We start from the raw sequence: 17,578 nt of genomic DNA on the forward strand, positions 1-17,578 counted from the left end.
CCCTACGCCGGCCCCGGCGGGACGCCCGGTGCCGGCACGCCGCCGCACGCGTGGGGCCCGGTCCCCGAGCCGCGCGCACACACGGGCCCGCAGGCCACTGTGCCGCGCGCACAGACCGGTCCCCAGGCCGCCGTGCCGCGCCATGAGACGGGCCCGCAGTCTGCGGTGCCCGGGGCGCACACCGGCCCGCAAGCCGCAGTGCCTCGCGCGCACACCGGTCCCCAGGCCGCTGTGCCCGGTTCGCACACTGGCCCGCAGGCCGCGGTGCCTCGTGCGCAGACCGGTCCCCAGGCCGCGGTGCCTCGTGCGCAGACCGGCCCCCAAGCCGCGGTGCCTCGTGCGCAGACCGGTCCGCAGGCGGCTGTGCCGCGTCAGCAGACCGGTCCGCAGGGCGCCGTGCCCGGGGTGCACACCGGGCCGCAAGCCGCCGTGCCTCGCCATCAGACCGGCCCGCAGCACGCCGTTCCGGGTTCGCAGACGGGGCCGCAGGGCGCCGTGCCGCAGGCGCGGGGCGGGGCGCAGGGGCCGGGCCGGCAGCCTGTCGCGCAGGGCGACATGGCCTGGTCCGGGGTTCCGGCGGCGCAGGACGACTTCGCGGCGCGCGACGTCCCGAGGCGCGGTGAGCCGGCCGAGGACGCGTCCGCCGCCGGCCCGATGGGCTCGCGGGAGACGAGCGGCGTCCAGGTGCGGCTCGGGTCGCGGGCTCTCGAGCGGCAGGAGCGGAACCGCAAGCGCGGCGGGCGCCGCGGCGGCCTCATCGCGGGCGGTGTGCTCGTGCTGGCGGCGGCGGTCGCGGCGGGGCTCGTGCTGCTGCCGCGCTCCGGCGACGACAAGGGCGGCGGCGGTGAGGGGCCCGCGCCGGCGACGGCCGAGCAGCGGCCGACCGGCGGCCAGGGGAAGCTGCCGCGCACCGGGACGCCCATCGAGGTCGGCACGGCCGACGGGTCGAAGTACCGGCTCGCGGCGGTCGGCGGCGGCGTCAGCGACGACGGCGTGGTGACGACCTTCCAGTCGTCGCCGCCGTCCGGGACGTCGTTCGCCTACATCGAGTACGTGCTGACGAACCCGACCGATCACAAGGTGCTGCTGGACTTCCCGGGCGACATCTTCCTCAAGCGCGCGCTCGTGACGAAGGCGGCGCAGGGGCGGTGCATGCCGCAGGCGGGCGTCCCGGAGGACATGTGCACGCCGCCGACGCAGAGCCAGGTCGTGCGGCGGCTTACGGGCGGCGACCTGATCCCCGGGGACGGCGGCGACAAGTACATGTCGCCGGGCGCGTCCTATCTGGTCCGCGCGACGGTGGACGTGCCGGTCGCGCGGCGCCTGACGAAGGCGGACATGGGCCTGTACGTGTGGAAGCAGCTGTACATGGCCGACCAGCTCGCCAAGCAGGTGCCGTTCCCCAGCGGGGGAAAGTAGCCGGAGCCCGCAGACACGTGAACGCCGTGGCCGTCCGGGCTGTCCGGACGGCCACGGCGTCGTCGGCCGATGGCCTGCCTGGGGGCGCGCGGCCGCGGGGTTAGAGCACCCTCGGGCGCGGACCCTTGAGGGTGGCTACTCGGCCTCGGGGTCATCGGCGAGGATCCCGTAGATGCGGCGCCGGGCGTCGTTGATGACGTCCAGCGCGCGCGCCTTCTGGGCGTCGCTGCCGACTGCCATGACCTGTTTCATGGCGCCGAGGAGCTGGCCGAACGCCTCCCGTTCGCGGAGGACGTTCGCGCCCGCGGCCTCGGTGACCTCGTCCCAGGGGGCGGTGGTCTGCGCCGCCGCCTGCTCGCGGCCGGTGTCGGTGAGGGAGAACAGCCGCTTGCCGCCCTCCTCCTGGCTGGTGACCAGGCCCTCGTCCTCGAGCATCTGCAGGGTCGGGTAGACCGAGCCGGGGCTCGGCCGCCAGACGCCGCCGGTGCGCTCGTCGAGTTCCTGGATCATCTCGTAGCCGTGCATCGCCCGCTCGGCGAGCAGGGCGAGCAGCGCGGCCCGCACGTTGCCGCGGCGGGTGCGCCGGCCGCGCCCGCGGCCGTGGTGGCCGGGACCGAAGCCGGGGCCGCCCGGGCCGAATCCCGGCCCGCCGGGGCCCCAAGGGCCGAACGGATCGCCGCGCCGCGCGCGCCCTTCGGGTCCGCCGGGGCCGCGCCTTCTCATCGTGTGTCCATGCATCGCTGTCTCCTTAGGGTCGATCCGATCACACAGTCGTGATCGGTTGCGATGCATTAACGATATATCGAAATCGCTCGCGATGCAACACCCCGGCCCGGCGGTGGCCCTCACCGGGCCCGGCGGCGGTCCTCAGCGCAGGCGGGGCAGGAGTTCGGCTACCCTGTCGAGCTGCTCGTCGATCGCCCCGAGACCGGTCGTGCCGAGCCGCAGCACGAGATGCCGGGCGCCCGCCGCCGTGTACTCCGCGAGCCGCGCCGCGACCTCGTCGGCGCCGCCCGCGGCCACGGCCTGGATCTTCCGCACCTCGTCCAGCGGCAGCCCGTAGTTGGACGTGGCGAACCGCTCCAGCGTCCGCTGCCGGGCACCGGGGTCGTCCTCGATGAGCACGGACGCGAAGAGAGCCGGAGTCACGGCATCGGGCGCCCGTCCGTGCTCTTCCGCGGCTTGCTGGACGTCCGCCAGGGCGGCCTTGTAGTCGGCGGGATCGGGCGGGTAGGGGAGCCACCCGTCGTACATGCGTCCGGTACGGGAGAGAGCGGTCGGCGTGATGCCGGCCAACCAGATCGGCGGGCCGTCCTTGCGGAACGGTGACGTCATGGTGGGCAGATCGTCGAAGTGGAGCAGTTCACCGTGGAACGCCTTGCTCTCCGGCTCGTGCCACAGCTGCCGCCATAGCGCGACCGTCTCGTCCAGCCGTGCGAAGCGCTTCTCCCAGGGGACCTGGGACGCGGCGTACATCGGCTTGCCGAAACGGCCCGGGAAACCCGCACCGACCGTCACCGTTAGGCGCCCCTGTGACAGCAGGTCGATGGACGCGAGCGTCTGGGCCACCTGTACGGGACGGCGGAGCACCGGCATAAGCGCCGCCGTCCCGAGCGTGACGCGCTCGGTCACGGACGCGGCGGCGGCCAGCATGCTCAGCGCCTCTATGCGCGACTCGGTGATGCCGTCGTTGACCCATAGGGAATCGAACCCGAGACGTTCGGCGCGCGCGGCGAAACCGATGAGGTCGCGCGGATCCGCCCCGCCCCACTGGGCCTTGCCAATGGGGATGAGGACGCCGATACGGATGTCGTTGCTGTTCATAGGCCGCATCCTGCGAAGCCTGCCGAGCGGCGGCAATTCCCCGCAGGGAATGGCGCGGACGTCGATGCCGCGGCTACAACTGCTCCTGTGAGCTTCCCTCAGGCGCTACGCGAGCGCCGCCGCCACCGCCGTCTCAGCCAGCTCGAACTCGCCTTGCGCGCCGGGACGACGCAGCGGCACGTCAGCTTCCTGGAGAGCGGCCGCTCCGAACCGGGACGGGCCATGGTCGTCCGGCTGGCGGAATCGCTCGAGCTCCCGCTGCGCGACCGCAACGACCTGCTCACCGCCGCCGGCTACGCGCCCGTCTACCCGCGGACGTCCCTGGACGATCCCGCCCTCGCCCCCATCCGCACGGCGATCGAGCACGTCCTCGCCGCGCACATGCCGTATCCGGCGATCGTCATCGACCGGCACGGCGACCTCGTCACCGCGAACGCCGCGTTCGGCGTGCTCACCGAGGGCATGGCGCCGGAGCTGCTCGAACCGCCCGTCAACGCGTACCGGATCGCCCTGCACCCGGACGGCCTCGCGCCGCGCGTCGCCAACTTCGCGGACTGGGCGCGGCACGTCCTGGACGGCCTGCGCAACGCCGTCGACCGCGACCCCGACGACCGCCTCGCCGCCCTGCACGCCGAACTGACCGGGTACGTCGGGCCGCGCACCGGCCCGCCCGGCGCGCTCGGCTTCGCCGTCCCGCTGGAGCTGCGGACCCCGGACGGCGAGCTGCGGCTCATGACGACGATGACCACGTTCGCGACCGCCACCGACGTCACCGTCGCAGAGCTGCGGCTGGAGGCGTTCCTCCCGGTGGACGAGGCGTCCGCCGCGATCCTGGCGAAGCGCGCCGCCCGTCGGCCCGGCGACGGTCCGCTCGCCACCGGGCCTTTCGCGGTCAGGGGCCGGTGATCTTCAGGTTGTCCAGGATGTCCGTGGTCGCGTTGCGGTTGTCGGTCTCCTTGACCCGGATCCACAGCCCGAACTTGCCCGCCTTGTCCTTGAGGCCGACCTCGGTGACCGACGGCGTCCCGCTCTTGCAGGCGGTGAACCGCGTGATCGTCCCGGTCAGCGCCCCGTCCGGGCTGGTGTAGTTCTGCGGCGCGCCCTTGGTGCACTGCGGGTGCACGGACGCGGTCGGCGGCGGCAGGTGGCCCGGCTGCACGTCGGTGGTCAGCCCGATGAACACGCCCGGCCCCGTCCCGTTCCCGAGGAACTGCTGCAGGTTCGGCGTCGCGCGCAGCACCGGGCGCGGCCCGGCGTCGGTCAGGTGCACGGTCGTCGGCACCCAGGTCTGCTCCTGCTGCTTCGGCCAGGTCTTCGGCACCGCCGTCTTGATCTTGCCGGACGCGTCGGCGACCGCGACGAAGTCCTTCGGTACCTTCGCCGTCTTGTCCTTGCCCTTCTTGCCGCCGCCCCCGCCGCCGGACAGCATGCCGAGCGTCAGCCCGACGACCAGCGCGAGCGCGAGCACCACCGCGGTGATGATCAGCGGCGTGACGAGCTTGCGGGGCGCGCCGCCGCCTCCCGTCCCGCCGGGGCCCGCTGGGCGTCCCGCGCCTCCACCGCCGCCCTTGAGCTTGCCGAGCAGGCCGCCGGCCTTGCCCTGCTTCTGCCCCTGGCCTCCCGGGCCCGGCGGCGGCTGGAAGCCCGTGGGCGGCGGGCCGAACTGCCCCTGCCCCGGCGGCCCCATCGGCGCGCCCTGGGCCGGCCCCTGCGGCGGGCCCTGCGGGGAACCCTGCCCGGGCGGGGGCTGCGTCGGGAACACGGCGGTCTTGTTGTCGCCGCCCTGCGGCCCGGCCGGGACCGGCGGTGGCGGCTGCTGCGCCGACGGGTACGACGCGGGCCCGAACGCCCTCGTCCGGTCGTCGTCGGGCGAGGTCGGCTGCTCGGCGCGCCCGTGCGGGTCGCTGCGCCCGGCCGGCTCGTCCATGATCGTCTGCTCGCCGGCGCCCGGTACCGGCACCGGGCCCGCGCCCGGCGGCAGCTGCATCTCGGAGGTGCGGACGTCGTCGTCCTGCGGCTGGTCGAGCCGCGTCCGCAGCTCCTGCGGGACGTTCGGCTGCGGGGACGGCCCCTGGCCCGCGGCCATCGTCTGCCCCGGCCCGGGCGGCTGCGCGGGCGCGGGCGGACGGTCCTGCCGCGCGCCCTCGTGGTAGAAGTCCTGGACGGTCGCGTCCGGCTCGATGCGCGGCGCGGGCGGCGCGTACGACGCCGCCGCCGGGGCCGCCGCACCCGCGGCGCCCGCCCCTGACGGACCCGCCCCTGACGGACCCGCCGCGGACGGACTCGGCGCGGTCGTCGGCCGCAGCGTCGACAGCGCCTCGGCGAACGCCTCCGCCGTCGGCCACCGCTTCTCCCGCTCCACCTCCAGCGCCCGCAGCACGACCTGGTCGAACGCCGGCGACAGCCCCTCGCGCAGCTCGCTCGGCGGCGACTTCACCGGCGCCGGGCCCGGGGCCCGCCCGGTCAGCATGTGGTAGGTCAGCGCGCCCAGCCCGTACACGTCGGCCCGCACGTCGAGGCCGCCGCCGAACCGCGCCTGCTCCGGCGACATGTAGCCCGGGGTGCCGACCGGCAGCGTGAACGCCCCCGACGCGTGCGCCAGCGCCTTCGCCAGCCCGAGGTCGGCGATCAGCAGCTTCTCGCCGCCGTCCGGCGTCGACTGGAACAGCACGTTCGACGGCTTCAGGTCGCGGTGGATCACGCCCAGCGTGTTGATCACCTCGACGCCGTAGGCGATCTCCTCGGCCATCGCGACCGCCTCGGTGACCGGAAGTGGCCGTTCGCGCATCCGGTCCGCGAGCGTTCCGCGGTCGGCGTACGACATCACGAAGTAGGGTCGTCCGTCCGGCAGCTCCCCGATGTCGTGCACGCGCACCAGCCGCTCGGAGTCGGCGCGGCGCAGGATGCGCGCCTCCTCGAGGAAGCGATTGCGCACGTCGAGGTCGTCCAGGAGGCTCCCGGACAGGACTTTTATGGCGACCTGGGAGGCCAGCGCGTCGTCGTGCCCGAGCCACACAGAGGCGAACGCCCCGGATCCGAGGACGCGATCGATTCGGTAACGGCCGACAGTAGGTGGGAAGGACACTCCCGTATCATGCCCAACAAACGGGGTGAGTGTGCGAACGAGCATTGAGGCGCGGCATGGCATTCGATGAGCGGACCGAAGAGCTGGCAGTCAAGGCCGCCCAGGGTGATCAGGCTGCCCTCAACGAGCTGCTGCGCAAGATCGAACCGGACGTGCTGCGGCACGCCGCCCGGTTCCTGCCCTGCCGGCAGGACGCCGAGGAGGCCTGCCAGGACGCGTTGCTGCAGGTCGCGCGGAATATCCACCGGTTCGAGGGGCGGTCGCGGTTCAGCACGTGGCTGCACGTGGTGGTCGCGAACTCGGCCCGCTCCACCTACCGGTCGCTGAAGCGCCGGTCGGTCGAGCAGGCCGGCGAGCTGCCGCAGCAGCGCCCCGACCCGCGCCGCACCAGCGTCATCGCGGGCTCCCGCGTCGACATCCTGGACGCCATGGAGGACCTGGAGGCCCGCAAGCCAGACCTCATCCAGGCGCTCGTGCTCCGGGACGTCTCGCAGCTGGAGTACGCGGAGATCGCCGAGCAGCTGAAGCTGCCGCTCGGCACGGTGAAGTCGCGCATCCACGAGGCCCGCAAGCAGGTGCGGCAGACGCTCGGCGAGTCCTACACCTGACCGCCGCCGCGCTTGCCCCGGCCCGCCCGGGCTCCCGCCTGACCGCCCGGTCGCCTGGGCTTCCGCAGGTCGGCGCCGTCAAGCATCGGTAATCGGGCGGCAACCGTGCGTTCAGTCGCCGGGTCCCGCGGCCCCCGCTCCGCCACCATGCGGTGCATGTCATCCGGCCTCGAGTCCCCGTCCGAACGCCCGATCTTCGTGTTCGGCTGCCCGCGCTCCGGGACGACGCTGCTGCGGCTCATGCTGCACTCGCATCCCCGCATCGCGCTCCCGACCGAGACGCGGTTCGTGCTCCCCGCCTATGCGGCGCGGGCACAGTTCGGTGACCTCACGGACAGCCGGAACAGGCGCGCCCTCGCCGACTGGCTGACCGCCCGGCCGGCGACCCGGTTCGGCGACCTCGGCCTGGACGCCCGCGCGGTCGCCGAGGAGATCGTCGCGGGGCCGCCGACCCTCGGGTCCGCGATCGCCGTCGTGTTCCGGGCGTACGCCCGGCTGCACGGCAAGGCGCGGTGGGGCGACAAGCGGCCGAGCTACATCCGGCACGCCGGCGCGCTGCTGCGGATGTTCCCGGACGCGCAGTTCGTCCACCTCGTCCGCGACGGCCGGGACTGCGTCGCGTCCCTCAAGGAGATGCCCTGGTACGGCCAGGACCTCAACCACGCCATCTCCGTCTGGCGCGAGGCGATCGACACCGGCCGCCGGCTCGCCGCCCGCCTCGGCCCGGACGCCTTCTACGAGCTGCAGTACGAGCGGCTCGTCGCCGACCCCGGCGACGAGCTGTCCCGGCTGTGCGAGTTCCTCGGCGAGGACTACCACCCGGCGATGACGGCGCCGCAGTCCCTCGCGCAGCGCATCGTCCCGCCGCAGAAGACGTGGCACGGCCTCACCCGCGACGCCGTCACGTCCACCCGCATCGGGTCGTGGGCGCAGCGGCTGGACGCCTGGGAGATCAGCCTCGCCGAGGCCGCGTTCGGCGACCGGCTCGCCGAGTACGGGTACGAGCCCAGCGGCCTGCCCAAGCCCCCCGCCGCCCGGCTCGCCCGCTTCGCCCGGACCGCCGCGCACCGCCGGATGGCGCACAGCAAGGCCGACCTCCGCGAACGCTGGCAGCGCCGGCACGAGCCGAGCCCCGTCGACTGCCGCCTCGCGCCCATCGACGACCCGGTGGCACGCTAGGCGAGTCGCTGCATCCGGGGCGCTCCGGCAAGGCGCTGGCGCGGGGCGCGGGGCGCTGGGCGCTGGGCGAGAGGCTGAGCGGGAGCGCTAGTCGAGGGCTGCGAGCTGGTCGGCGAACCAGCGCTGGGGCGGGAGCGCCGTCGCGGCGGACACGAGCCGCGCGCAGCGCTCGGCCCGCTGGTCGCGGGGCATCAGCAGTCCCTGGTGCAGCGCCTCCGCGGTCTGCGACACGTCGTACGGGTTCACCACGAGCGCGTCGTCCGACAGTTCCGCCGCGGCGCCCGCCTCGCGCGACAGCACCAGCGCGCAGCCCCGCTCGGACAGGACGGGCCCCTCCTTCGCGACGAGGTTCATCCCGTCCCGGATCGGGTTCACCAGCAGCACGTCCGCGAGCCCGTACGCGGCGAGCGACCGCGGATAGTCGTCGTTGACCTGCAGGATCAGCGGCTCCCACGTCGCCGTGCCGAACTCCTCGGCGATCTGCTTGGCCATCCGCTGCACCGCCGCCGTGTACTCCCGGTACTCCGGCAGGTCGTAGCGCGACGGGTACGCGAACGCGAGGTGGACCACGCGCCCGTGCCACTCCGGATGGTTGGCGAGCATCTCCCGGTACGCGGCGAGCCCCCGCACGATGTTCTTCGACAGCTCCGTCCGGTCGATGCGGACGATGAGCTGCCGGTCGGCCACTTGCTCGCGCAGCGCGCGCGCCCGCTCCGCCACGTCCTGCTGTGCGGCGCGTTCCCGCAGCGCCGTCCCGTCGACGCCGAGGGCGTGGACGCCCACACGCGTCGTTCGCCCACCGCACGTGACGGTGCGTGCCGCGCGGTCGACGCGCGCGCCGAGCACCACTTCGCAGCAGTCGAGGAACGCCGAAGCCCAGCGCTCGGTGAGGAACCCCGCATGGTCCGCGCCGAGGATGCCCAAGAGGACCTGCGCACCGATGTCGTCCGGGAGCAGCCGGAAGTACTCCGGCGGCGCCCACGGCGTGTGCGAGAAATGCACGATCCTGAGGTCGGGACGCCGGTCCCGCAGCATCCGCGGCGCCAGCGACAGGTGGTAGTCCTGGATCGCCGCCTTCGCGCCCGGCGCCGCGTCCCGCGCCAGCGCGTCGGCGAACGCCGCGTTGTACGCCTCGTACGACTGCCAGTCGCGCCGCGCGCGCGCATCGAAATGCGGGCTGCGCGGGGTGTCGTACAGCAGATGGTGGACGAACCACAGCGTCGAGTTCGCGACCGCGTTGTACGCCCGGTGGAACGTCGCCGCCGGGATGTCCAGCATCCGGACCGCCGCGCCGCCGGTGTCGTGCCCGGCGAGGTCGATCCGCCCGTCCGGGGCGCGCCGCGCCGCCGTCCGGTCCGCCTCCCCGAGGCTCGCGCACACCCACAGCACGTCCTGCCCGGACGCCACGCCGGCGAGGCCCGACACGAGGCCGCCGCCTCCCCGCCGCATCTCCAGCGCGCCGTCGTCGGACAGCGAGAACGACACGGGCCCGCGGTTCGACGCCACCACCACTTGGCTCATACGGGAAGGGTCTCAGTTGTGACGGGGGTGCTTCAAAGTGGCCCAGGGGGAATACTTCGGCACCGCCCGGCGGGTAGGCATCCGTACCGAAAGCGCCGTGGTTAGGGGGATTCGCGACGGGTACCCGGACGGAATGAGCCGGGCCGAGACGACCAAGACCGTCCTCGTCGCCGGGGCGGCGAACCTCATCCTCGCCATCGCGAAACTGATCGCCGGGATGCTCGCCGGATCGAGCGCGATGCTCGCCGAGGGCGCCCACTCCGTCGCCGACACCCTCAACCAGGGCTTCCTGTTCACCTCGCTGCGCCGCAGCGCCCGCCCGCCCGACCGGCGCCACCCCTTCGGGTACGGCAACGAGCGCTACTTCTGGTCGCTGCTCGCCGCGTTCGGCATCTTCGTCGCCGGCGGCGGCTTCTCCATCTTCGAGGGCATCCTCACGATGACCGGGCACGGCGGCTCCGAAGGCGACGTGTGGCTCGCCTACGGCGTCCTCGCCCTCGGCGCGGTGCTGGAGGGCACGTCCTGGGTCCGCGCGTTCACGCAGGCGCGCCGCGAGACCCGCGAGAACGGCCGCGACATCGTCGACCACGTCCGCCGGTCGCCCGACGTCACCTTCAAGGCCGCGCTGTTCGAGGACACCGCCGCCATGATCGGCCTCGCGTTCGCCGCCGCCGGGCTCGTGCTGCGGCAGCTCACCGGCTCGCAGTTCTGGGACGGCCTCGCGTCCGTGCTGATCGGGCTGCTGCTCGTCGTCGTCGCGTTCGTGCTCGGCCGCGACAGCATGGGCCTGATCATCGGCCAGGCCGCCGACCCCGCCGCGCAGCGCGAGATCCGCGCCGAGATCGCCGCGGCGCCCGGCGTCACCGGCGTCGACGAGCTGCTCACCATGCACTTCGGCCCGGACGAGCTGCTCGTCGCCGCCCGGGTCAACTTCTCCGACGCCATCAGCGCCGACCAGGCCGAGGACGTCGCCGGCGAGATCGACCGGAGGCTCAAGGAGCGCGTCCCGATCGTCCGGCACGTCTTCCTCGACCCCACCCAGCGCGCCCCCGCCCGGGACGCCCCCGCCCGGGACGCCGCCGACGAGCCCGCGTGATCAAGACCACGGCCGGGTAACGTCTCACAGGGCGGACCCACCTGTCTGCCATCCGGTCACGTCATGTAAAGTTCGCATACGAGCTCAAAGCGCTCGTTCTCTACGAGCGCTTCTGGCTTCATAACTGAATACCGCTCATCCAGAGGGGTGCAGGAAGCGCAGTGGCCGACGGGCCGGTCTTCCAGCTCAGCCCCCTGACAACTGAATACCGCTCATCCAGAGGGGTGGAGGGACCGGCCCTGCGAAGCCCCGGCAACCACCCGGCTATGGCGCGCTCGCGATCCTGCGAGGCCGGCCGGGAGATGGTGCCAACTCCGGCCTGCGACCAAGGTGGCGCAGGGAAGATGGGGAGAAAGGCCTCGCCCTCATGGCACTTACGCCTGCCACGGACCTCGGACCCGCTACCGCCCTCGTCTGCCGCGAATGCGGCTCGAAGCGTGATCTCGGCCCCTTCTACGCGTGCGAGGAGTGTTTCGGCCCGCTGGAGATCGCCTACGACTTCGGCGGGATCACCCGGGCCGACATCGAGTCCGGTCCGCGCAACATCTGGCGCTACCGCGGGCTGCTGCCCGTCCCGTCGACCGTCGCCGACACCCCCAACACCGAGCCCGGCCTGACCCGGCTCGTCCGCGCCGACAACCTCGCCGAGAGCCTCGGCCTGCAGCGGCTGTGGGTGAAGGACGACAGCGGCAACCCGACCCACTCGTTCAAGGACCGCGTCGTCGCGGTCGCGCTCGCCGCCGCCCGCGAACTCGGCTTCAAGGTGCTGGCCTGCCCGTCCACCGGCAACCTCGCCAACGCGGTCGCCGCCGCGGCTGCCCGCGCCGGGATCCGCAGCGCGGTGTTCGTCCCGTCGAACCTCGAGTCCCAGAAGATCATCACGACGGCGGTGTACGGCGGGACGTTCGTCACCGTCGACGGCAACTACGACGACGTGAACCGGCTCGCGTCCGAGATCGCCGGTGAGCAGGAGGACTGGGCGTTCGTCAACGTTAACGTCCGCCCGTACTACGCCGAGGGCTCCAAGACGCTCGGCTACGAGATCGCCGAGCAGCTCGGCTGGCGGCTGCCCGACCAGATCGTGGTGCCGGTCGCGTCCGGCTCCCAGCTCACCAAGATCGACAAGGCGTTCCAGGAGCTGATCAAGCTCGGCCTGGTCGAGGACAAGCCGTACCGCGTGTTCGGCGCCCAGGCCGCCGGCTGCGACCCCGTCTCCGCCGCGTTCAAGGCGGGCCACGACGTCGTCCGGCCGGTCAAGCCCGACACCATCGCCAAGTCCCTGGCGATCGGCAACCCCGCCGACGGCCCCTACGTCCTCGACGTGACGCGCCGCACCGGCGGCGCCGTCGAGGACGTCACCGACGAGCAGGTCGTCGACGGCATCCGGCTGCTCGCCCGCACCGAGGGCGTCTTCGGCGAGACCGCCGGCGGCGTCACCGTCGGCTGCCTGCGCAAGCTCGTCGAGGCGGGCACCCTCGACCCGTCCGCCGAGACCGTGATCATCAACTCCGGTGACGGGCTGAAGACCCTCGACGCCGTCGCGCCCGTCGCCAAGCCCAGTGCGAACATCGCGCCGACGCTGGAGGCGTTCCGCGCCGCCGGCCTCGCCTGAGAACGAGAAGGAGCCAGCAGATGAGCAGCGTGTCCGTCCGCATCCCGACGATCCTGCGGACCTACACCGGCGGCGAGGCCGAAGTGAAGGCCGAGGGCGACACCCTGCGCGCCGTGGTCGCCGACCTGGAGGCGAGCTACACCGGCATCGCGGCCCGCATCCTCGACGACGCCGGCAAGATCCGCCGGTTCGTCAACGTCTACGTCGGCGACGAGGACGTCCGGTTCGCCGAGGGCCTGGACACCGCGACCCCCGCGGGCACCCAGATCTCGATCATCCCCGCCGTCGCCGGCGGCTGACCGCCACCGGCCATCCCGCCCCCGCCTCCGGGGCACCGCCGTACCCGCCGGGTAGGGTCGACTCCGATCATGCCGAGTCGACCCCGCCGCGGCCCAGCGCCGTGACGACGCGGCTGGTCCGGGTCCCCGCGGTGGCAGGGGCGGGGGCCGGGCACGCTCGGACGGCGGGGCTGGGAATGGCGCAGGGCACGGTCAAGTGGTTCAACGCCGACAAGGGGTACGGCTTCATCGCGGTCGACGGGGGCCGTGACGTCTTCGTCCACCATTCGGCGATCCAGATGGACGGCTATCGCACGCTCGAGCAGGGCCAGCGCGTCGAGTTCGAGATCACCCAGAGCGACCGCGGCCCCCAGGCCGACGCCGTCCGCCCGCTCTGACCCGCCCGCCTGTTCGTGCCGGGGGCACGGGGATACGATCAAGGTCCGGCTTTCGGTACCCGGACCGCTGTCCCGCCCCAGTGATCCATGACGCAGGGGCGAGGCTCATGGAACAGTCGATGACGTGGCAGGGCGGACCCGATGTTCCGTCCACGACCTGGCGCGGCGGGGCCAACGTCCCGTCCATGGCGTTCGGGCGGTTGAACGCCACCTGGCCATTCGCCTCGCTGAGGCTGAGCCATTCCGGAATCGTCCTGACCGCCGTTCGCCATCGGTTCCACCTGACCCCGGCCGACATGGTGGCCGCCTTTCCCTGCTCGGCCTCGCTGCTCAGCAAAGGGATCGGCCTCGAAACGCGCGACGGCCGGGTACTGGTCTTCTGGACCTCCGAGGCCTCCGCCATCCTTCCCGCGCTGCAGGCCGCGGGCTTCCCGGTCTCGCCCGCCCCCCGCAACGCCTTCCGGGAGATCCGCGCCGCTCGCTGGCGCGCCGCCCCGACCGGCTCGGCGAGAGGCCAATTCGCCTTGCGCTGGGTCCTCCTCCTGGCCGGGCTCCTGTGCGTCGTGCTCCTGAAGCCGATCCTGCTGCCGGACTACCCCTGGACCATGCTCATGATCGCCCTGCTGGCCTTCGCCGTCCTCAACGGTCTGCTCTACCTCCGACGGAAGTGACGGCACCCTCCCCTCGACAACGCGCTCCACTCAAGGCCGAGCTTTTCGTGAACAGTGGGGCACGGACCGGCGCAGCACGGCGCAACACCACATGTCCGGCAGATCGCCCGAGTATCGCGCCGCAGGTCAGAGCCGCTCCGGCCGTTCCGGCGCAGACGAGTGCGGCGAGGCTGTGCGGCGCTTGCACTCGGCAGGGTAGAGTGCTAAAAAACGGTTGGCACTCTACTGTGGAGAGTGACAGCTTCACAGTCTGGGTCGGGGCGACGAGGCCCCAGTCCGGTGGCGGAATGGCAGCCGCCGGGCGCGGGGCCGTCCGTCGCGGGCGTCGGCTCGATCCTTTAAGCCACCTTGTTCCGGGAGGACTAGGAGCCTATGGCTGCAAAGATGATCGCGTTCGACGAGGAGGCCCGGCGCGGCCTCGAGCGCGGCATGAACCAGCTCGCCGACGCCGTGAAGGTGACCCTCGGTCCCAAGGGCCGCAACGTCGTGCTGGAGAAGAAGTGGGGCGCCCCCACGATCACCAACGACGGTGTGTCGATCGCCAAGGAGATCGAGCTCGAGGACGCCTGGGAGAAGATCGGCGCCGAGCTCGTCAAGGAAGTGGCGAAGAAGACCGACGACGTAGCCGGTGACGGCACGACGACGGCGACCGTCCTGGCCCAGGCGCTGGTCCGCGAGGGCCTGCGCAACGTGGCCGCCGGCGCCAACCCGATGTCGCTGAAGCGCGGCATCGAGGCCGCGGTCGAGCGGGTCAGCGAGGAGCTGTCCAAGCTGGCCAAGGACGTGGAGACCAAGGAGCAGATCGCCTCCACGGCGTCCATCTCCGCGGGCGACCCGCAGATCGGCGAGATGATCGCCGAGGCGATGGACAAGGTCGGCAAGGAAGGCGTCATCACGGTCGAGGAGAGCCAGACCTTCGGTCTGGAGCTCGAGCTGACCGAGGGCATGCGCTTCGACAAGGGCTACATCTCGCACTACTTCGTGACCGACCCCGAGCGGATGGAGGCGGTCCTCGAGGACCCGTACATCCTGATCGTTCAGGGCAAGGCGTCGGCCAACAAGGACCTGCTGCCCGTCCTCGAGGGCGTCATGCAGTCCGGCAAGCCGCTGCTGATCATCGCGGAGGACGTCGAGGGCGAGGCCCTGGCGACCCTGGTCGTCAACAAGATCCGCGGCATCTTCAAGTCCGTGGCCGTGAAGGCCCCGGGCTTCGGCGACCGCCGCAAGGCCATGCTCGGTGACATCGCCACGCTGACCGGCGGCCAGGTCATCAGCGAGGACGTGGGTCTCAAGCTGGAGAACACCACGACCGACATGCTGGGCCGCGCCCGCAAGGTCGTCATCACCAAGGACGAGACCACCATCGTGGACGGCGCCGGTGACGCCAACGAGATCGCGGGCCGGGTCAACCAGATCCGCACCGAGATCGACAACACCGACTCCGACTACGACCGCGAGAAGCTCCAGGAGCGCCTGGCCAAGCTCGCGGGCGGTGTCGCGGTCATCAAGGCCGGCGCCGCGACGGAGGTCGAGCTCAAGGAGCGCAAGCACCGCATCGAGGACGCCGTCCGCAACGCGAAGGCCGCGGTCGAGGAGGGCATCGTCCCCGGCGGTGGCGTCGCGCTGCTGCAGGCCGGCACCAAGGCGTTCGACAAGCTGGAGCTCGCGGGCGACGAGGCCACCGGTGCCAACATCGTCAAGCGCGCTCTGGAGGAGCCGCTGAAGCAGATCGCCGTGAACGCCGGCCTCGAGGGCGGCGTCGTGGTGGAGCGGGTCCGCAACCTGACCCCGGGTGAGGGCCTGAACGCCGCGAGCGGCGAGTACGTCAACATGTTCGAGTCGGGCATCCTCGACCCGGCCAAGGTGACCCGGTCCGCGCTGCAGAACGCCTCGTCGATCGCCGCGCTGTTCCTGACCACCGAGGCCGTCATCGCCGAGAAGCCCGAGAAGAACCCGGCCCCGGCGGGCGGCATGCCCGACGCCGGCGGCATGGACTTCTGATCGAGCCCATGACCCGGACGATCGGGTCCGGCCGGCCGTGACGGCGGTCTCCGATCGTGTGGTGACGCGAGGGGCGGTTCCTTCGGGAACCGCCCCTTTGGCGTGCCCGGGGGAGTGCGCGTGGACGCGGCCCGTCCGGGAACGCGCGCGCCGGCGCGGCCGTTCGAACAGCGGGGGCGCGGTCTCCCGATCGCCAGGAGATGCTTTCCGCGCGGAGCCGATCGGAGGACGGGCGTGCAGGTGAGCGGCGACGGTGGCGATGCCCGCCCGTCCGGCCGGTCCGGAACGGCTTCCCCTCGGCGGCCGGTGTTGGCAGGATCGCCGCTTGGACGGCGCGTCCCGCGCGCGCCGGCCGACGGACTCGGCGGACGGCCCGCGTGAGCGGCCGATGAGGCAGGAGAACGCGTGAGCGAAGTGTTCAGCTCCCCGGTGCTCAAGGTGGAACAGCCGCGCAGAGGCCCGTTCGCCAAGTCGAGGTACCGGGTCCTCGACGGCGACGGCACCGTCCTGGCCGTCGCCGGCGAGACGGGCGAGAAGGGACGCGCGGAGACGCTGCGGACGCTCTTCCCCGGCAAGTCCAATCTCGACGCCCACGTGGTGCTGCTCACCACGCCCGGCGGCGAACCGCTCTACGTGGTGGACAAGCGGCGGGGACGGGAGCTGACGGAGGTACACGACTCCAAGGGCGAGCTCTTCGGCTCGTTCGTCACCGAGCGCGTCGGCCGCCGGTACGTCCTCCGGGACGCGGAGGGCAAAAGGCTCGGCACGGTCGCGGTGGACCTGCCGCGCAACAACTTCGAGGTGATGGACACCGACGGCGGCAAGGTCGCGCACGTCCGCAAGAAATGGGCGGGTCTCGCCACCCACCTGCTGACCACGGCGGACAAGTACGACGTCGAGATCTTCGACCCGGTCCGGGAGCCGCTGCGCACCATGGCGGTGCTGACGGCGATCGTCATGGACCTGAACCTGCACGAGTCGAAGGACATCACCTGACCGCTGCCCCCGCCCCGCTCCCGCGTGCGGGGACGTGGCGGCGGACGTCCCGGGCCAGGCCGGTACCCATCGCCGGCGGCCGGGCGCTGCGAGGTCGGCGGACGATCCAGGCCCGTCCGAGCCATCCCGCAGGACGTCGGCAAAGAAATTTTCGGCCGGACGGAAGATGTGGAATGCCCCTTTCCAGACGGGCCTTCCGGGACAAACCTCAAGGTCAGAGCGGCGCGGTCGAGGGCGCCCGCGCCGGAGACGTCCGAACCGTCCGCAGCGGAGGCCGCGAGCCGGTTTGACGACGGCGTCCGGTGGGCATACTGTTCACTTCGCCCCACAGGGGAGCGGGACGCCGGAAGGCGGCCGGCCCGATGGGGAAACCACCACTCAGCAGCCGACGCGGCTTCGTCGTGTCAGCCGTGCCGTGATGGCGTCGGTAAGGCCCGATTTTGCAAAACGGGCCGAATCTGATGAAATGGCAACACCGCCCGGAAGGGACGCGCAAGCGGACCGGAAAGGCAATCGGAAAAGCCCGGAAATTGACACTCCGAGCGGATCTGATAAAGTAAGAACAGTCGCCCCGGGGCGGGAAACGCGAAAGCGGATCTCACACGGTGGGTGTCCGTTTCTTGAGAACTCAACAGCGTGTTAAAAGCCAGTGCCTTTATCGACTCGGCCGGTTTTCGGTCGGGTCGCCCCGTGGCCATCTCCGTTTTTCGGGGGTGGTGGGGATTTCTTTGAGGCAAGCGATCCTCTTGGATCGCATTGCTGGGATTTTCTTCTGAGGTTTGGCTGCTTCGGGGTTCGCCCCCTGGGGTGGTCGTTTGGACCTTGATGGAGAGTTTGATCCTGGCTCAGGACGAACGCTGGCGGCGTGCTTAACACATGCAAGTCGAGCG

15 protein-coding genes, 1 rRNA gene and 1 riboswitch are annotated in these 17,578 nt (G+C 72.2%); of the genes, 12 read left to right on the forward strand and 4 right to left on the reverse strand.

Going from position 1 to position 17,578, the window contains the following annotated elements; all coding sequences use genetic code 11:
- Positions 1 to 429: 429 nt before the first annotated feature.
- Positions 430 to 1,419, forward strand: coding sequence for a hypothetical protein (locus F9B16_RS39340; RefSeq protein ID WP_151545328.1), 990 nt, complete (start codon positions 430 to 432; stop codon positions 1,417 to 1,419).
- Between the two features lie 135 nt (positions 1,420 to 1,554).
- Here the strand turns inward: F9B16_RS39340 and F9B16_RS39345 are convergent, their stop codons facing one another.
- Both F9B16_RS39345 and F9B16_RS39350 read right to left on the reverse strand, forming a co-directional pair.
- Positions 1,555 to 2,157, reverse strand: a complete 603-nt coding sequence (locus F9B16_RS39345) for a PadR family transcriptional regulator (RefSeq protein WP_151545329.1) — start codon at positions 2,155 to 2,157, stop codon at positions 1,555 to 1,557.
- Positions 2,158 to 2,286: 129 nt separating this feature from the next.
- Positions 2,287 to 3,243, reverse strand: coding sequence for an LLM class flavin-dependent oxidoreductase (locus F9B16_RS39350; protein WP_225992349.1), 957 nt, complete (start codon positions 3,241 to 3,243; stop codon positions 2,287 to 2,289).
- An 87-nt stretch (positions 3,244 to 3,330) separates the two neighbouring features.
- Here F9B16_RS39350 and F9B16_RS39355 point away from each other — a divergent pair, with 87 nt between their 5' ends.
- Positions 3,331 to 4,149, forward strand: a complete 819-nt coding sequence (locus tag F9B16_RS39355) for a helix-turn-helix domain-containing protein (protein ID WP_151545331.1) — start codon at positions 3,331 to 3,333, stop codon at positions 4,147 to 4,149.
- Here the strand turns inward: F9B16_RS39355 and F9B16_RS39360 are convergent.
- Positions 4,136 to 6,259, reverse strand: coding sequence for a serine/threonine-protein kinase (locus tag F9B16_RS39360; protein ID WP_449699969.1), 2,124 nt, complete (start codon positions 6,257 to 6,259; stop codon positions 4,136 to 4,138). The two genes, F9B16_RS39355 and F9B16_RS39360, sit on opposite strands and share 14 nt — an antisense overlap.
- 125 nt (positions 6,260 to 6,384) lie before the next feature.
- Between F9B16_RS39360 and F9B16_RS39365 the strand changes: the two genes are divergently transcribed.
- Both F9B16_RS39365 and F9B16_RS39370 read left to right on the forward strand, forming a co-directional pair.
- Positions 6,385 to 6,936 carry an RNA polymerase sigma factor gene (locus tag F9B16_RS39365; protein WP_151545333.1) on the forward strand — a complete coding sequence of 184 codons (552 nt, stop codon included), beginning with the start codon at positions 6,385 to 6,387 and terminating at the stop codon, positions 6,934 to 6,936.
- Between the two features lie 156 nt (positions 6,937 to 7,092).
- A complete protein-coding gene (locus F9B16_RS39370) occupies positions 7,093 to 8,115 on the forward strand; it encodes a sulfotransferase family protein (protein WP_151545334.1) in 1,023 nt (340 codons plus the stop codon).
- An 87-nt stretch (positions 8,116 to 8,202) separates the two neighbouring features.
- Here F9B16_RS39370 and F9B16_RS39375 read toward each other — a convergent pair whose 3' ends face one another.
- Positions 8,203 to 9,636, reverse strand: coding sequence for an alpha,alpha-trehalose-phosphate synthase (UDP-forming) (locus F9B16_RS39375; protein ID WP_151545335.1), 1,434 nt, complete (start codon positions 9,634 to 9,636; stop codon positions 8,203 to 8,205).
- A gap of 133 nt (positions 9,637 to 9,769) precedes the next feature.
- Between F9B16_RS39375 and F9B16_RS39380 the strand changes: the two genes are divergently transcribed.
- From F9B16_RS39380 to F9B16_RS39415, 8 genes are all read left to right on the forward strand, one after another.
- Positions 9,770 to 10,732, forward strand: a complete 963-nt coding sequence (locus F9B16_RS39380) for a cation diffusion facilitator family transporter (RefSeq protein ID WP_151545336.1) — start codon at positions 9,770 to 9,772, stop codon at positions 10,730 to 10,732.
- 209 nt (positions 10,733 to 10,941) lie between these two features.
- Positions 10,942 to 11,083, forward strand: a riboswitch (SAM riboswitch).
- Positions 11,084 to 11,099: 16 nt separating this feature from the next.
- Positions 11,100 to 12,344 carry a threonine synthase gene (thrC, locus tag F9B16_RS39385; RefSeq protein ID WP_151545337.1) on the forward strand — a complete coding sequence of 415 codons (1,245 nt, stop codon included), beginning with the start codon at positions 11,100 to 11,102 and terminating at the stop codon, positions 12,342 to 12,344.
- Positions 12,345 to 12,364: 20 nt separating this feature from the next.
- Positions 12,365 to 12,643 carry a MoaD/ThiS family protein gene (locus F9B16_RS39390; RefSeq protein ID WP_151545338.1) on the forward strand — a complete coding sequence of 93 codons (279 nt, stop codon included), beginning with the start codon at positions 12,365 to 12,367 and terminating at the stop codon, positions 12,641 to 12,643.
- A gap of 176 nt (positions 12,644 to 12,819) precedes the next feature.
- Positions 12,820 to 13,020, forward strand: a complete 201-nt coding sequence (locus F9B16_RS39395) for a cold-shock protein (RefSeq protein WP_151545339.1) — start codon at positions 12,820 to 12,822, stop codon at positions 13,018 to 13,020.
- A 107-nt stretch (positions 13,021 to 13,127) separates the two neighbouring features.
- A complete protein-coding gene (locus tag F9B16_RS39400; protein WP_151545340.1) occupies positions 13,128 to 13,691 on the forward strand; it encodes a hypothetical protein in 564 nt (187 codons plus the stop codon).
- Between the two features lie 372 nt (positions 13,692 to 14,063).
- Positions 14,064 to 15,692 carry a chaperonin GroEL gene (groL, locus tag F9B16_RS39405; protein ID WP_151545341.1) on the forward strand — a complete coding sequence of 543 codons (1,629 nt, stop codon included), beginning with the start codon at positions 14,064 to 14,066 and terminating at the stop codon, positions 15,690 to 15,692.
- Positions 15,693 to 16,097: 405 nt separating this feature from the next.
- Positions 16,098 to 16,688: a phospholipid scramblase-related protein gene (locus F9B16_RS39410; RefSeq protein ID WP_151545342.1), complete on the forward strand. Its 591-nt coding sequence runs from the start codon at positions 16,098 to 16,100 to the stop codon at positions 16,686 to 16,688.
- Between the two features lie 822 nt (positions 16,689 to 17,510).
- Positions 17,511 to 17,578 (forward strand): 16S ribosomal RNA (locus F9B16_RS39415); the annotation flags it as partial.

Origin of the sequence: Actinomadura montaniterrae, assembly GCF_008923365.1 — a bacterium.
In the GTDB taxonomy this organism is placed as follows: domain Bacteria; phylum Actinomycetota; class Actinomycetes; order Streptosporangiales; family Streptosporangiaceae; genus Spirillospora; species Spirillospora montaniterrae.